Source organism: Mycobacterium sp. 852002-53434_SCH5985345 (assembly GCF_001667155.1).
GTDB lineage: Bacteria > Actinomycetota > Actinomycetes > Mycobacteriales > Mycobacteriaceae > Mycobacterium.
In genome coordinates, this window is record NZ_LZIE01000042.1 from 1 (window position 1) to 16,052 (window position 16,052).

Below are 16,052 nucleotides of genomic sequence, written 5' to 3' on the forward strand. Positions count from 1 at the left end.
AGAAGTCTTCGAGCAGCATCGGCCGATCGTGGCCGGCGATGAACTGCACACTGACGTTGAGCTGTCATCGGTGCGCAGAATCGCGGGCAGGGATTTGATCACCGTGACCAACACCTTCACGGACTCGGCCGGCGAACGGGTGCACACCATGCACACCACCGTCGTCGGTGTCACCGCGGACGATGTCGATCCAGCGATGCTGAGTGCCGCGGAGAACGTCGTGATGCACGACGTGAATCTCGCCGGAATCGATACCTCCGAAGCCGCATACCGCAAAACGGAACGTCCCGAGGCCGACGTGCGGATAGCCCAAGGTGGCACGCAACGCGTCCCGGGCACGCTCTCCTTCGATGACCTGAAGGTCGGCGATGAGCTGCCGGTGCACCACGCCCGACTGTCGCGCGGCGACCTGGTGAACTATGCCGGCGTGGCCGGCGACGCCAACCCGCTGCACTGGGACGAGAACGTCGCCAAACTGGCGGGGCAGCCCGACGTGATCGCCCACGGCATGCTCACCATGGGTTTGGGTGCCGCGTTTGCCTCCGCATGGTCGGGCGACCCCGGTGCGGTTACCCGCTATGCAGTGCGCTTGTCGCAGCCCGCAATCGTGTCGGCCGCGGGCGGTGCAGACATCGAGTACAGCGGCCGGATTAAGTCGTTGGACCCGGCGGCCCGCGCCGGTGTGATCATCGTCGGCGCTAAATCAGGTGGCCGGAAGATCTTCGGTTTGGCGACGTTGAACATCCGCTTCCGCTGAATGGCCGCCCCGCGGCGCGGGGGGCAGCGACGAAGGCCACCACGTTGGGGTCCGGCGCGGTGCACGGGTGGCTTTAGCCGTGAGCGTGTACCGGGATAACGAGATTTGCTCTCCCGCAGTCGTTTCGACGAGATGGTGTACTCGAGTGACTGCGCGTCACCGCGCCATGTTGGAGAACCGCGACAAGTGCAGCTGGTGCGCGACCGTGACGGTCTTGGTCGGGCCGTTACGGTGTTTGGCGAGAATGAAATCCGCCTCTCCTCCGCGCGGATCGTCGCGCTCGAACGCGTCCGGGCGGTTCAACAGGATAACCATGTCGGCGTCCTGCTCCAGCGATCCCGACTCACGAAGGTCGGACAGCATCGGCTTCTTGTCGGTGCGCTGCTCGGGGCCGCGGTTGAGCTGGCTGATCGCGACAACGGGGACCTCGAGCTCCTTGGCCAACAGTTTGAGTTGGCGCGAGAATTCCGAGACTTCCAGCTGCCGCGACTCAACCTTCTTTCCCGACGACATCAGCTGCAGATAATCGACCACGACCAGACGCAAGTCGGCCTTCTGCTTCAGCCGGCGCGCCTTCGCCCGGATCTCCATCATCGTCAGGTTCGGCGAGTCATCGATATACAGTGGCGCCTCGCTGATCTCGCTCATCCGCCGTGCCAGCCGCGTCCAGTCGTCGTCGCTCATGCGCCCGGAACGCATATCGGAGAGTTTGATTTTCGCTTCCGCCGACAACAGCCGCATGACGATCTCGGACTTGCTCATCTCCAGCGAGAAAATAACGCTGGCCAACCGGTGCTTGATCGAGCAGGACCGCAAAAAATCCAGTCCAAGCGTGCTTTTGCCCACCCCGGGACGAGCCGCGACGATGATCATCTGCCCGGCATGCAGACCGTTGGTCACCTCGTCGAGTTCGGTGAATCCGGTCGGCACCCCACGCGCCACGCCGCCGTTGGAAGCGATGGCGTCGATCTCGTCCATCGTCGGCTGCAGCAGATCCTCCAGCGGGACGAAATCCTCCGTCGTGCGCCGATCGGCAACCTCGTAGATCTCCGCCTGCGCGCGATCGACGACCTCGGCCACGTCGGCGCCCTCGGCCCCGGCGTAGCCGTACTGCACGACGCGCGTGCCGGCCTCCACCAGCCGGCGCAGGAGCGCCTTCTCGGCCACGATGGTCGCGTAGTAGCCCGCGTTGGCGGCCGTGGGCACGGTCGAGATCAGGGTGTGCAGGTATGGCGCCCCGCCGATGCGGCGCAGCATCCCCCGGCGGTCCAGTTCGGCGGCCACCGTCACCGCGTCGGCCGGCTCGCCGCGGCCGTATAGGTCCAAGATGGCGTCGTAGACGTTCTGATGCGCGGGGCGATAGAAGTCGCCGGGCCGCAACCGTTCCAGCACATCGGCGATGGCGTCCTTGCTCAGCAGCATGCCGCCCAGCACCGCCTGCTCCGCCGCGAGATCCTGCGGTGGCTGACGGCCGAAGTCCTCACTGGGCGCCGACGAATCCATGCCCGACGCCAAGTCATCGACGACCGCCATGGATCCCTCCTCCCCTCCCACGCATCCGAACGTACATTCGAAAACCGCTCTCGTCAGCGTAAGTCAAGGAGCCGACACTTTCGCCCCACAGCACTCGCACGCCTCGCGCCGGGACGACGTTAGACGTTGCTAGCTAGTAGGTAAAAGGGCCGCTGTTCATGAACCTGTGCATCGTGTGTGCATATCCTTCGACACCTGTGTTGAGTGGGGTGTGGAGAACCTGTGTATGAACTCAAGGGGCTCTGACATCGGTGCTGTTAAGGGCCATGTAACGCGATGAAAATCGTGTGGACAAGAATCTCTACGGCGTGTCGTCGCAGGTTACTGCGCCGGGCGTGTTGGCTTTCGGCCATATTTTCGCAGCGTTACGGCAGGGTAAATAGGGTCCGCCGAACACCCCGTGGCGATAGTTCGCTAGGACGCGCGTCCGCGACCATCCGCCCTGACGCCAGGCGGCGTGACCGCAGCACAACTGAGCCCGGGGGGGGGCGATGATGGCCGCCGCCGGGACTGAGCAAACGTGGGAGGCTTAGCTCTCCGCGACGACTTCGAGGGCGATCTCGACGTTGACCTCGGGATGCAGGTGCACCGACACCGGGTGGGTGCCGACCGCCTTGATGTGCGACTTGGGTAACCGCACGATTCGTTTGTCCAGGTTGGGTCCGCCGGCCTGCTTGATGGCCGCGACGACGTCACCGGACGTCACCGAGCCGAACAGCTTCCCGGAATCGGCCGCGGTCCGGACCGGCAGTTGGACGGGGCCCAGCGCCTCGATCGCGGTCTTGAGTTCGTTGGCGTGCCCGAGGTCGCGGACCGCCTTGCCTTCGCGGGAGCGGCGGATCTCGTCGGCCTGCTTCTGCGCACCGCGCGAGGCGACGATCGCCAGACCGCGCGGGAGCAGGAAGTTGCGGCCATAGCCGTCCTTGACCTCGACCGTGTCGCCGACGGTACCGAGGTGGTCGACGTCGGCCGTCAGAATCAGCTTCATCGTGTTCGTACTTTCGCTTCGGGTTCGGCGGTTATCGCGCCGAGGACGTGAAGGGCAGCAAAGCCACCTCGCGGGCATTCTTGACCGCGATCGCGATGTCACGCTGGTGCTGCACGCAGTTGCCGGTGACGCGCCGCGCCCGGATCTTGCCGCGCTCACTGATATAGGTGCGCAGCAATGCGGTGTCCTTGTAATCGATCGCTTGCCCCTTTTTCGAGCAGAAGACACACTTCCGCGTCTTGACCGGCTTTTCCGGAGCCGGACGCCGCTTGCTGGACTTAGCCATGACTGTCTTTCTTTCCGTTTCTTACTGTTGAAGTTCTTAGAACGGCGGTTCGTCGTCGCCGCCGCCGAAGGACCCGGATGCCGGGGCGCTGCCCCACGGGTCGTCGGCGGGTGCGCTGCTCGCCGGCGCCGATCCCTGACGGGATCCGCCGCCACCGCCGAAGCCGCCACCACCGCCACCGCCGCCGCTGCGACTGGCCTTGTTGACCTTGGCCGTGGCATACCGCAGCGAGGGCCCGATCTCGTCGACCTCGACCTCGAAGACGGTGCGCTTCTCGCCTTCGCGCGTCTCGAAGGACCGCTGCTTGAGTCGGCCGGTGACGATCACCCGTGAGCCACGGGTGAGGCTCTCGGCGACGTTCTCGGCAGCCTCGCGCCAGATGTTGCACCGCAAGAACAGCGCCTCACCGTCTTTCCATTCCGAACTCTGGCGGTCAAAGATCCGGGGCGTGGACGCCACGGTGAAATTCGCGACGGCGGCACCGGACGGGGTGAACCGCAGTTCGGGGTCGGCGGTCAGGTTTCCGACAACGGTGATAGTGGTGTCACCAGCCACAATTTCCTCCTCGTTCCGCCCTGCTACTCGCTTCTCCGACGGTAAATGGCACGTGTCCTGGCTGAGCCTACGCAAGTCCACCGACGGTGGGCCCACGACTCGGCCACGGGTGTTAGTGCTTGTCGGTGCGCATCACCTTGGTGCGCAAGACCGACTCGTTGAGGCTCAGCTGGCGGTCGAGCTCGGAGACCGTCGCCGGCTCCGCCTTCAGGTCGACGACGACATAGATGCCTTCGGCGTGCTTGGCGATCTCGTAGGCCAGCCGGCGCTTGCCCCAGATGTCGACCTTGTCGACGGATCCGCCGTCCTTACGGACGACGTTAAGGAACGTCTCCAAGGATGGAGCAACAGTGCGCTCGTCGAGCGTGGGGTCAAGAATGACCATGATTTCGTATGGACGCATGGAAACCTCACCACCTCCTCTGGTCTGTACGGCCACGGTCGTTCCGTGGCAGGAGAGTCGCCTGCGTCGGCAACCGCATCAGGCTACCGGATGGGTGGGTTGGCCTCCAAAATCGCGACGGATCCCCCCGCTCGGGCAATCCGGCTATTGCCGCGCGTCCAAGTATTCGGTGGCCCGGTCCACCGTCGCATGATCGGCCTTGGCCAGCGCGCCCGAATCGAACGGCGGCTGCGGGTCGTATTCGATGAGCAGCTGAGCGGCCTGCGCGGCCTGGCGGTCGACCAGGAGCTCGACCAGCCGTAAGGCCATGTCGATCCCGCTGGACACCCCCGCGGCGGTGATGATCCGCTGCGGCAGGTGCTCGACAACCCGGTCCGGCACGTACCGGGCGCCCAGCTGGTTGAGCAGGTCCCTGGCGCGCCAGTGGGTCGTGGCGGTGAGCCCGTCAAGCAGGCCCGCGGCGGCCAACAGCAGCGCGCCGGTGCACACCGACGTGGTGAAGGTCGTGGTCGGGTGCACCGCTTGCAGCCATTCGCGGATGGTGCCGTCGTGGATCAGCTGGCGCGTGCCGATTCCGCCGGGGAACAGCACCACGTCCGGCGAGGTGATCTCGTCGAATCTCGCGTCGCAGCTCAGCCCGAGCATCCCGTTTTCCGTCCGCACCTCGCCGCGTTGGTGACCGATGAACACCACCTCGATCGACGGGATGCGTTGCAGCACTTCGTAGGGCCCCACCGCGTCGAGCGCGGTCACCCGGGGAAACAGCGGGACGGCGACCACAGTCAAGGCGCCGCTCCGGCCGGCACAGGCGACTCGATCGCGGGCGCCGTGGCGCGGCGCATGCCGGCCGGTCGTAGCCAGTCCGGCAGCCACCGGGGCGGGGCGTCGGCCGCACGGTCGAAAGGCCCGCCCGACGGGTCATCCACCCGGCCGTTCCAGCGCACCAAGTCCTCGTCGGGCCGGTAGATCTGGCGGATAACCAACGCGCACAACCCGATCACGGCGATGTCGCGCAACAACACCGTCGTGGTGAAGAACTGCTCCGGCAGCGAGCGGTTTGGATTGCCATATAGGTAGTACATCCGCGGCACCCACACCACCGCATCGATGGTCATCCACGCCAGCAGGATCCGGCGATGCGGCAAAGCCAGCACCGCCAGCGGAACCAGCCAGAGCGAGAACTGTGGGCTCCACACCTTGTTGGTCAACAGAAAAACCGCCACCACCAAAAACAGCAGCTGCGCCAGCCGGGGCCGCTTCGGAGCGGTCAGCACGACGTATGCGATTGCCGCACAACCGATTGCGAACAGCACCGTGACCACGGCGTTCAGCACGGTGGGCGGCTCCCAAAAACCCAGCTTGGCATCGAATCCGTGCCAGCCGGTGAAGGATTTCACCACGTTATAGAGCGAATCCATGTCGTCGCCGCGTCGGGTGTTGAGCCGGAAGAATTCCGACCACCCGCGCGGAAACAGCACCAACACCGGCAGGTTCACCAGCAGCCATGTCACCGCGGTAGTTCCCGCGGTGCGAGCCAGAGCGCGAAAGCGCCCGGCCCGGATCGCCAGGACCACCATGGGACCGAGGAACAACAACGGATACAGCTTGGCGGCGGCGCCCAATCCGATCAGCACGCCGGCCAGCACCGGTTTGCGCCGCGCCCATGCCAGCAGCCCGGCCATCGCGAATGCCGTTGCCAGCGCGTCGAAATTGGTAAAGATCTGGAAGATCAGCAGCGGCGACGCGGCCACCAGCGCCGCATCCCATATCCGGCGCCCTGCCAGCCCGGCGGTCGCCCAGACGGTGCCGAGCCAGGCCAGCGCCAGACCGAACGCCGCGACGTTGAAGAACATCACCACCTCGGCGACCACCGGCAGCGGACCCAGCTTGCTCAGCGCGGTATAAGTTTTCGCCAGCGCCATCGACACGTACTGATACATCCCGGTCAGCACCGGATACTCCATGTAGCGCACCGCCGGCCGGCCGTCGTAGCGCGTCTGCGGGGTGCCGCTGCCGTCGGTCTCGACCCAGCTCGACTTGTACGGAAACTTGCCCTGGCTCAACAACTCCGCGCCGTATAGCGGAACGGTATCGGAGTAGCACAACTCGTAGTACGCGCGTTGGTTCTCCCAGTTGGCTACCCGCTGATCCCCGGTGCCGGTGCCGGTGCTCTGCAGGCAGGCCGCCTTCGTCGACCAGCCGAGCGCCAGGAATACCAGTCCCATCAGGAACATCACCCGCAGTGGCGTCATCACCCGGGCGCGCCCGATCAGCGCGTGTCTGCCCACCGGCCCACCGGCGGCTTCCGCCAGGGCGGCGCCCAACGAGTCGTTGCGGCTCGGGCAGTCGCGGTTGTCGACGCTACGCAGATCGCCGGCCAGCGGCTCCGGAGAAATGGCGGTGCTGCGTTGCTCAGCCTCGGTCACGGCGGCGGCTGGCCAGGCGGCGGGGGAGCTTGGGGGCCGCCCGGCGGCACACCCGGCTCTTGACCACCGGGGCCGCCGCCCGGCGGTGCCGGCCCAACAGTGACCGTCGTGGGCGGGCCGATCGGGATCGTGATGCCGGGCGCCACTTCGACGGTGGGCTGAATGACCGTCACGGAGGGCGGCGGTGGGGGCGGGGGCGCCGGGACGCCGGCATAGCCACCGATCTCCGTCGGCTTGGGGAACGATTCACTGGAGGTGCCCTTCAAGGCGCCGTCCATGGTGGACTTCCAGATGTCCGATGGCAGCCCCGAGCCGTAAACCGGTGCGCCCGAGGCGGTTACGAGTGGTACGTCGCCTTTCGCGGTGCCCACCCACACGGCCGTAGACAGCGACGGCGTGTATCCGACCATCCAGGCGTCCTTGTCGGCGGTGGTGTCACCCAGCTGCGTGGTGCCCGTCTTGGCCGCTGACGGCCTGCCGCCGGACAAGGAGTGGCCGCGCGAATAGCTCGCGATCGGCTCCATGGCCGCGGTGACGTTGTCGGCCACGGCCTTGGGGATGCGCTGCTCGCCATTGTTGTCGGACTTGCTCGCGTCGAAGAGCACCTGGCCCTCGGAGTTGACGACCTTCTGCACGAAATGCGGCCGGTGGTAGATGCCCGAGGCGGCCAGCGTGGCGTATGCCGAGGCCATGTCGATCACCCGGGTCTGGTACTGCCCCAGCACAATTCCGTTGTTGGGCGGCCCGCCTTTGCCGTCCTCGGACAGCGTGTGGTCCACGCCGGGGAAGCTGGTAGCGATGCCGGCCTGGTGCGCGGCGTCCGCGACGGCCTGCGGGCCGCCCTTGAGCTTGAGCATCAGCCGGTAGTAAGAGGTGTTCAGCGATTGCTTGAGCGCCTGAGCGATATTGCACGTTCCGCAGCCCTCGCCCTCGACGTTCGTGATCTTGATGCCGTCGACGGTCAGCGGCGAACTGTCGACCTGGTAACCCAGACCGATCCCCTGCTCGAGCGCGGCCACGAGTGCGAACACCTTGAACGACGAACCGGTCTGCAGCCCGGCCTGCGCGAAGTCGAAACCGTTGGCGTCCGTACCGCCGTAGTACGCGCGTATCGCGCCGTCGTGCGGGTCGATCGACACCACGGCCGACCGCATGTCGGGGTCTTGCCCGTCAAGGTATTTCGATACCGCCTTCTCGGCGGCCTGCTGGGCTTTCGGGTCGATGGTAGTGGTGACCTGGAGGCCCTGGGTGTTCAGAGTCCGCTCGTCGATGTTGAAGAGCTCCATCAACTCTTTGGTCACCTGGCGCTCGATCAGCCCGTCGGGTCCCGTCGTCTGGTTCTCCGCGCGGGCTTGGTCGGGCGGCACCGTCTGCGGGAACTCCTGCGCGGCACGGTCACCGGGCGACAGCGCCTTGGTCTCCACCATGCCGTCGAGCACCCAGCTCCAGCGAGCCCGGGCGCCCTGCGGATCGACGGCCGGGTCCAGCGACGACGGCCGCCGGATCAGCGCCGCCAGCAACGCTCCCTCCGAGACGGTCAACTGGTCGACGGGCTTGTTGAAGTAAGCCTTGGCGGCGGCGGAGATGCCGTAGGCACCCCGGCCGAAGTAGATGATGTTCAGGTAGGCCTGCAGCACATCGTCTTTCGACCACTCCCCCGACATCTTGGTGGCGATCACCAGTTCCTTGGCCTTGCGCATCAGGCCGCTGACGCCGTGTTGAGCCGAGCCGACCAGCGCGTTCTTCACGTATTGCTGGGTGATGGTCGACCCGCCCTGCAGGTCACCGTTGCCGAAGAGGTTGTTGTTCACCGCCCGGGCGAAGCCGCTGAAGTCGAACCCCGGGTTCGAGTAGAAATTGCGGTCTTCGGCGGCGATCACCGCCTGGCGCACGTGAACCGGCACCTGGTTGATGTTGACGTCAACCCGATTGCCTTCGGGCGGAATGATTTTGGCGATCTCTGACCCGTCGCTGGCCAGGATGGTGGAGACCTGGTTGGTGCGCAAATCGCCCGGCTTCGGGATATCGACGATGAAATACGCCATGGTGAACGTGACGATCGGCAACAGCACGAGCACCGCCGCCGACAGGTAGGCCGCTCGCCGCACCCACAACCAGTTGATCTGCTGGGTCCAGTGGACGTCACGCGGCGGCCGGGGCCCGAAGCCGTCCGGGCCACCGCGGCGACCCCCCGGCCCGGGCGGCGGTGGCGGCCCTTCCGGCGGACGGCCTCCCGCCTTCGGCCGGTCCCGGCGCGGCGACGTTCGGCTGTCCAGCGCCGCCTTGACCTCCTCGAGCGCATCACGCTGCATGGGAGTAGACGAAGGGCTGTCCAGCGCGGCTTTGACTTCCTCGATGCGGGGATCGGGCCGCCGGGGCGACCGGTCATCGACAACCGGCGGAAGAATCGTGGTCAGCCGGTCATCGGGCGGAACGCCACGGCGTTGGCCGGCCGCCGACGGCGCGCCACGCGGGCGCTCGCCGCTTCCATGTTTTCCCACCCGCTCAGTCGCCGACCCATCCGCGTCGCCGGACGACTGGTTGTGGGGTCCGTCGTTATTCAATGGCCGTGCGCGCGCCGTTTCGCGCCGTCCGCGTACCGCGGGTGCCCTTGGGTGGGCGCGCCGCTCCGAGCACGTACGACTTGACCAGATGATTCCACTCGCAGGTCCGGCATACCTCCACCACGTGGACAGCGAACTCCTCGAAGCGACTCGCCAGCAAAACCAACTCTTCGGCCGTACGTGCCGAGCCCGATACCGGGCCGAGGTGTTCGCCGAACACCCACGACACCAGTGTCAGCTGCTCCTTACGGCAGATCGGGCACATGACCTGACTCGGTTTCCCGTGAAACTTGGCGGCGCGCAGCAGATAAGGGTTCGCGTCACACACTTCGGACACGCCCGTGCGGCCCGAGTACACCTCGGCCAGCAGTGCTCGCCGCCGGAGCGCGTAGTCCACCACTTGTCGCTGCAGTCGCACGCCCACCAGAGTACGTCGCCATCCGGACCACCGATACGCAACCAAAGCTGTGGCGGCCCGAGCCGAGTAAAGGCGGGCGCATTCTGTGCCGGACCAGGCCCGGACTCTACGATCATCCCCGTGGCGAGATGGCTCGGGACGTCGCTGGGCGGCGGGGTGGCGGCAAGCACCCGCGCCAAAGACATCAATCGGCAGGACGCCTGCAGGATTCTCGACAACGCCCTGACCGACGGCGAGCTCTCCATGGAGGAGCATCGGGAACGGGTCAGCGCGGCCACCAACGCGGTCACGCTCGGCGATCTGCAGGCCCTGGTGACCGACCTGCAAACCGACAGCAGCGCGCTTCCGACGCCTGTCGCCAAGGCCCGGCCGGTGCCGCCGAAGCTCCGCGGTTGGGGGACGCTCGCCGCCGCATTGGTCGTCTCGGTGCTATTTGGCGTCGGCATCGGGTGGGGCATCTACGGCAACACCAAATCGCCGCTGGACTTCACCACCGACCCCGGAGCCAAGCCCGACGGCGTCGGCCCCGTGGTGCTGACACCGCCCACCCAACTGCATTCGGTGGGCGGGCTGACCGGCCTGATCGAGCAAACACGCAAACGGTTCGGCGACGCCGTGGGATATCGACTCGTGATCTACCCGACCTACGCGGTCCTCGACCGGCCGGACCCCTCAGACGATCGCCGGGTGCTGGCCTACACCTACCGCGGGGGCTGGGGCGACCCGAGCAGCTCGGCCAAAAGCTCCGCGGATGCTCCCCTTGCGGTTGACCTGAGCAAGTTCGACGTCACGGCGACCGTGGGCATCATGCGCGGCGCCCCGCAGACCCTCCACATGAAGCCGTCGGACGTCAAAACCGAGTACCTGAACATCGAACCGGCGACGGACCCGACGACCCCGGGCGCGCTCTCGCTATCGCTGTATGTCTCCAGCGACTACGGTGGTGGCTACATCGTCTTCGCAGGTGACGGCACCGTCAAGCAGCTCAGCTTGCCGTCGTAGCCGGGCGCGATTCGATTCGGCGCACCCGAACAAATAGCGGACGAACATTCGGTGGTGTTGTGGCGAATATATCGAGACGATACGATTACGCGAGGCGTCGAACCGTCGTAACCAACCATGCAAAGGGGGTGATTCGATGCTCGAGCTCGCCATCCTGGGTCTTCTCATCGAATCGCCGATGCATGGTTACGAGTTGCGCAAACGGCTGACCGGCCTCCTCGGCGCGTTTCGTGCGTTCTCGTACGGTTCGCTGTACCCCGCCCTCCGGCGGATGCAGGCCGAAGGGTTGATCGCCGAGGACGCCGCCCCGACCGGAACGCCGGTTCGGCGTGCCCGGCGCGTCTACCAGCTAACTGACGAGGGCCGTCGGCGCTTCGGTGAGCTGGTGGCCGACACCGGCCCGCACAACTACACCGACGACGGCTTCGGGGTGCATTTGGCGTTCTTCAACCGGACTCCGGCGGAGGCGCGCATGCGCATCCTGGAAGGTCGCCGCCGTCAGGTCGAGGAGCGGCGGGAAGGCCTGCGCGAAGCCGTGGCGCGGGCCAGTAACTCGTTCGACCGCTACACCCGCCAACTTCACCAACTGGGGCTCGAGTCCAGTGAGCGGGAAGTGAAGTGGCTCAACGAGCTCATTGCTGCGGAGCGGGCGATGCCCGGCCTCTCCGAGCAGACGTAAAACCCCTGCACGAATTCGATCAGCTGCGACACAAGTTATGGAGTTAGGAGAACGCCCAATGAGTGACCAGAACGCGCCACAGGCGTCGACCGAGGTACGAGTCGCCATTGTCGGCGTCGGTAACTGCGCGTCTTCCCTGGTACAGGGCGTCGAGTACTACCAGAACGCCGACGAGAACAGCACCGTGCCCGGCCTGATGCACGTGAAGTTCGGCCAGTACCACGTGCGCGACGTCAAGTTCGTCGCGGCCTTCGACGTGGACGCCAAGAAGGTCGGCTTCGACCTGTCCGACGCGATCTTCGCCTCGGAGAACAACACGATCAAGATCGCCGACGTGCCGCCGACCAACGTGACGGTGCAGCGGGGCCCGACACTCGACGGCATCGGCAAGTACTACGCCGACACCATCGAGGTGTCCGACGCCGAGCCGGTCGACGTGGTCAAGGCGCTCAAGGAGAACAACGTCGACGTGCTGGTGTCCTACCTGCCGGTGGGCTCCGAGGAGGCCGACAAGTTCTACGCCCAGTGCGCCATCGACGCCGGCGTGGCGTTCGTCAACGCGCTGCCGGTGTTCATCGCCTCGGACCCGGTGTGGGCCAAGAAGTTCGCCGACGCGGGTGTGCCGATCGTGGGCGACGACATCAAGAGCCAGGTCGGCGCCACCATCACCCACCGGGTGATGGCCAAGCTGTTCGAGGACCGCGGTGTGCAACTGGACCGCACCATGCAGCTCAACGTCGGCGGCAACATGGACTTCCTCAACATGCTCGAGCGCGAGCGGCTGGAGTCCAAGAAGATCTCCAAGACGCAGGCCGTCACCTCCAACCTGCAACGCGAGTTCAAGACCAAAGACGTGCACATCGGCCCCTCCGACCACGTCGGCTGGCTCGACGACCGCAAGTGGGCGTACGTGCGACTGGAGGGCCGCGCCTTCGGCGACGTGCCGCTGAACCTGGAGTACAAGCTCGAGGTGTGGGACTCGCCGAACTCGGCGGGTGTCATCATCGACGCGGTGCGGGCGGCCAAGATCGCCAAGGACCGCGGCATTGGCGGTCCGGTGATCCCGGCGTCGGCCTACCTGATGAAGAGCCCGCCGCAACAGCTGCCCGACGACGTAGCGCGTACGCAGCTCGAAGAGTTCATCGAGGGCTGACCCCCTTCCACAGATCGTGCGGTGAGGTCGCTCCGGTGACCTCACCGCACATTCGTGCCTGCGGGTCTCGTTGTCACCCCAGCGTGACGCTCGGCGACCGCAGCCACGCTGGCGTGACGGCCGGTGCCGTGGCCGCTAGAGCGAATTCATCCCCGCGGCGCTGTGCGAGTGCTTAGCATCATCTCTCGATGACCGTGCAACCCGCCGCGTTCCTACGCACCACCCTCCCCCTGGACCTGTCCCGGCTGAAGGAGTTGGACAGCGGCCGGTACCACTCGATCTGGCTGCCCGACCACATGGTCAGCTTCTGGCCCGATTCCATCTGGACCCCCGAGTTCACCGACCTGGCCACCGCCTCCCCGTCGCCGCACCGCCACCTGGACGGCCTGGCGGTAGCCGCCGCGGCCGCCGTCCTGACGGAGAAGGTCCCGCTCGTCAGCGCAGTCGTCGACACCGTGCGCCGCCACCCCAGCATGCTGGCCCAGACGGCGCTCACGATCGACCACCTCGCCAAGGGGCGTTTCATCCTCGGCCTTGGCAGCGGCGAGAGCGAGAACACCCTGCCCTACGGCTTCGATTTCTCCCGGCCGGTCAGCCGCTTCGAGGAAGCCCTTAGGGTGATCCGGCTGCTCTGGGAGAGCGACGGCCCGGTCGATTTCGACGGACAGTTCTACTCGCTGCGCCATGCCCGGCTGGACACCGAACCCTACGCAGGCCGGCCACCGCAGATCTGGATCGGCGCAAGCGGCCCACGGATGCTGGATATCGCTGGCCGGCACGCGGACGGGTGGTGGCCGGCCGGCGCCTGGACACCGGAGCAATACGCCGAAATGCTCGCCGCGGTAAGGGAATCCGCCGAACGCGCCAGCCGCGATCCACAGTCGATCACACCATGCTTCATCCAGGTGTGTCTGATCGGCGCGGACGAGGACGCCCTCGCCGAGATCCTGCAAGCACCGCTGGTGAAGGCGTTCCTGCTGCAGGTATCGGCGGATACGTTGCGCGGCTTCGGATTCGAACACCCGATGGGTGATCGGTGGCGCGGATTCCAAGACATCGACCCCGCGGTGCTCACCCGCGAAAGGATTCTGGACTTCCTCGACAAGGCGCGGCCGGAGATGGTGCTCGCCGCCGTCCCGCACGGGACGCCGACGCAGGTTGCCAAGATCGTGAAGACATACGTCGACGCGGGACTGCGCGTCCCCAAGATCCTGGACTACGGCGCGATGGCCGGCCTGAGCCACGCCGCGGCTTCGGCCGCCAACGTGCGCGCCGCCGAAGACGAGCTGATGCGGCTGTGCGGGGAGCGGTCGTGACGGCGCCCCTGGACGCCGCCAGGCTGCTCGCCGACGCGGAGGCCGAAACCGGACTGTGCGACTACGGCGATCCCACCTTGCCGCAACGCTTCACCGTCGCGGTCGACCATCTCAACGGCCTCGGCATGAACACCGAGGGCCACCGCCAGGCGGCGCAGGTGTGTCGATGGTTGCTGACGTCGCGGCTGGAGTTCATCGAAGACCGCAACCGCTACCCGATCGCCGACGAGGTGATCGTCGGTCCGATGTTCGTCACAGGCGAACCCCGGTCGGGCACAACGCTCATGCACGCGCTGATGTCCGTTGATCCGCGTGCTCGGGCGCTGCGCTTCTGGGAGGTGATGTATCCGTCACCGCCGCCGGGTCTGGCAGATCCCGATGACGACCGCAGAGAGTGGGCCGACGCGGACTGGCGCGAGATCAACGCGAAGATGCCCAAGTGGCTGCACAGCCACCCGTACAACGACATGCTGGGCGACGGTCTGCCTGAGGACGAGCGCACCTGGGCGTTCGACTTCCGGGTGATGACGCCCACCGCCTGGTGGCGCGTGCCGATGCAGTCTCTGGTCGGCGGCCTGGCCACCGATCCCGCGGCGCAATACCGGCTGCACAAGGCCATGCTGCAGCAGCTGCAATATTGCCGTCCCCGAAAGTACTGGGTGCTTAAGGGATTTCACGGTTTCCGCCTCAAGGAACTCTTCGACACCTATCCCGACGCGCACCTGGTGTGGCTGCACCGCGACCCCGTCCAAGTCGCCGCGTCGCGCACCATGATGATGGCCGACATCGCCGAAGGCATCGTCGGTCCGGTCGACCTGCACGCCGAAGCGAAGAAGCACCTCGAGATGACCCGCGCCAGCATCGCCAACACGATGAGCAATCCGTTGGTCGACGATCCCCGTATCCTGCACGTGCGCTACGCCGACTTCGTCGCCGACCACATCGGCACCGTCCGGCGCTACTACGAGTTCTGCGGTCGCGAACTGTCGGACGACGCCGCATCGGCGATGCGCGCGTACCTGGCCAACAATCGTGGCGACCGCTACGGCAAATTCACCTACTCCACCCAACTGCTGACCGACATCGGCGAGGACCTGGATGCGCTGCACGCGGAATTCCGGCCATTCCGAGAACGATTCGGTGTCGCCATCGAGAACCGCGCCTGACATGACCGGCCCACACCAGCGTCTGTCGGTGCACAACGTCACCTTCCAAGGTGAGTCGCTGGCCGAACTGGAAGCTCATTGGGCAGCGCTCGGGGTCTCCCGGCTGAGCATCCTGGACAGCCAACTTCTCGAGCCGTGCTTCCCAATGCTGTTGCACGGCAACGCTTATTCTGTGGAGGCCGTCTACCACCTGTTCGCCGGCGGCAGGCTGTCCAGCGACCCGCACGCCGCCCGCGAAGCGCTGTCCACCGTGATCGACGCCTCCGCCGCCGTCGGAGCCCGCACCGTTTACTTGTTGACCGGCGGGCGCGGTGACCTCGCCTGGGCGCAGGCCGCGGACCGATTCTGCACGATGATCGCTCCCTGCGCGGCGCAGGCCAAGGCGGCCGGGGTGGCGCTGGCCGTCGAGAACGCATCCAGCCTGTACGCCGACATCCACCTGGCCCACACCCTGCGCGACGCGGTCGTGCTGGCCGAGATGGGCGACCTCAGTCTGTGCATCGACGTGTTTCACTGTTGGGCGGAGGGGGATTTGGAGGCGATGGTGCAGCGGGCGCTACCGAGGACCGCGCTGATCCAGCTCAGCGACTATGTGCTCGGCGACCGGGCGCTGCCGGCCAGGGCGGTGCCCGGCGACGGCACGATCCCGCTCGAAAGCTTCGTCGCCCAAGCGCTCGCCGGCGGCTACCGCCACGGTTTCGACCTGGAACTGATCGGTCTCCGCATCGACCGGGAGGGACACCTGGAAGCCGCCCAGCGCGCATGTGACGTCGTCAGCGCGATGCTCGACAGGCTCGGTGCGTGAG

At 66.4% G+C, this 16,052-nt stretch carries 15 protein-coding genes and 1 pseudogene; 7 read left to right on the forward strand and 9 right to left on the reverse strand.

The window, feature by feature from the left end; genetic code table 11:
- Positions 1-757: MaoC/PaaZ C-terminal domain-containing protein (locus A5756_RS08970; protein ID WP_066950833.1), on the forward strand; the 757-nt coding region annotated here is incomplete at its 5' end.
- A 156-nt stretch (positions 758-913) separates the two neighbouring features.
- Here the strand turns inward: A5756_RS08970 and dnaB are convergent.
- The 9 genes and pseudogenes from dnaB to A5756_RS09015 form a co-directional block, all read right to left on the reverse strand.
- Positions 914-2,290 carry a replicative DNA helicase gene (gene dnaB, locus A5756_RS08975; RefSeq protein WP_066950837.1) on the reverse strand — a complete coding sequence of 459 codons (1,377 nt, stop codon included), beginning with the start codon at positions 2,288-2,290 and terminating at the stop codon, positions 914-916.
- Positions 2,291-2,819: 529 nt separating this feature from the next.
- Entirely contained in the window at positions 2,820-3,278 is a 459-nt protein-coding gene (rplI, locus tag A5756_RS08980) for a 50S ribosomal protein L9 (RefSeq protein ID WP_066950841.1), read from the reverse strand.
- 31 nt (positions 3,279-3,309) lie between these two features.
- The gene (gene rpsR, locus A5756_RS08985; protein ID WP_066950849.1) at positions 3,310-3,564 is read right to left on the reverse strand and encodes a 30S ribosomal protein S18; all 255 of its coding nucleotides are present in this window, start codon (positions 3,562-3,564) and stop codon (positions 3,310-3,312) included.
- Between the two features lie 36 nt (positions 3,565-3,600).
- A complete protein-coding gene (locus A5756_RS08990) occupies positions 3,601-4,119 on the reverse strand; it encodes a single-stranded DNA-binding protein (RefSeq protein ID WP_066950853.1) in 519 nt (172 codons plus the stop codon).
- Between the two features lie 112 nt (positions 4,120-4,231).
- Positions 4,232-4,522, reverse strand: coding sequence for a 30S ribosomal protein S6 (gene rpsF, locus A5756_RS08995; RefSeq protein WP_061557737.1), 291 nt, complete (start codon positions 4,520-4,522; stop codon positions 4,232-4,234).
- A 144-nt stretch (positions 4,523-4,666) separates the two neighbouring features.
- Positions 4,667-5,308 (reverse strand): DJ-1/PfpI family protein, encoded by a 642-nt coding sequence (locus tag A5756_RS09000; protein ID WP_066951348.1) that lies wholly within the window; start codon positions 5,306-5,308, stop codon positions 4,667-4,669.
- A gap of 9 nt (positions 5,309-5,317) precedes the next feature.
- Positions 5,318-6,948: pseudogene (locus A5756_RS09005) on the reverse strand (glycosyltransferase family 87 protein); the annotation flags it as partial.
- Positions 6,945-9,512 (reverse strand): transglycosylase domain-containing protein, encoded by a 2,568-nt coding sequence (locus A5756_RS09010; protein WP_369828598.1) that lies wholly within the window; start codon positions 9,510-9,512, stop codon positions 6,945-6,947. The gene A5756_RS09010 and the pseudogene A5756_RS09005, both read right to left, overlap by 4 nt.
- A complete protein-coding gene (locus tag A5756_RS09015) occupies positions 9,505-9,930 on the reverse strand; it encodes a DUF5318 family protein (protein ID WP_066951343.1) in 426 nt (141 codons plus the stop codon). The genes A5756_RS09010 and A5756_RS09015 overlap by 8 nt, the downstream gene beginning before the upstream one ends.
- 120 nt (positions 9,931-10,050) lie before the next feature.
- On the opposite strand from A5756_RS09015, the gene A5756_RS09020 reads away from it, so the two are divergent.
- From A5756_RS09020 to A5756_RS09045, 6 genes are all read left to right on the forward strand, one after another.
- Positions 10,051-10,932: a DUF1707 domain-containing protein gene (locus A5756_RS09020; protein ID WP_066950865.1), complete on the forward strand. Its 882-nt coding sequence runs from the start codon at positions 10,051-10,053 to the stop codon at positions 10,930-10,932.
- A gap of 136 nt (positions 10,933-11,068) precedes the next feature.
- Complete coding sequence (locus tag A5756_RS09025) at positions 11,069-11,611, forward strand: PadR family transcriptional regulator (protein WP_066950869.1); 543 nt, start codon at positions 11,069-11,071, stop codon at positions 11,609-11,611.
- Between the two features lie 58 nt (positions 11,612-11,669).
- Complete coding sequence (locus A5756_RS09030) at positions 11,670-12,764, forward strand: inositol-3-phosphate synthase (RefSeq protein ID WP_066950872.1); 1,095 nt, start codon at positions 11,670-11,672, stop codon at positions 12,762-12,764.
- 188 nt (positions 12,765-12,952) lie between these two features.
- Positions 12,953-14,080 (forward strand): LLM class flavin-dependent oxidoreductase, encoded by a 1,128-nt coding sequence (locus A5756_RS09035; protein WP_066950875.1) that lies wholly within the window; start codon positions 12,953-12,955, stop codon positions 14,078-14,080.
- Entirely contained in the window at positions 14,077-15,246 is a 1,170-nt protein-coding gene (locus tag A5756_RS09040; protein ID WP_066951353.1) for a sulfotransferase, read from the forward strand. The genes A5756_RS09035 and A5756_RS09040 overlap by 4 nt, the downstream gene beginning before the upstream one ends.
- A 1-nt stretch (position 15,247) precedes the next feature.
- Complete coding sequence (locus A5756_RS09045; protein ID WP_066950878.1) at positions 15,248-16,051, forward strand: sugar phosphate isomerase/epimerase; 804 nt, start codon at positions 15,248-15,250, stop codon at positions 16,049-16,051.
- The last annotated feature ends 1 nt before the right edge of the window (position 16,052 follow it).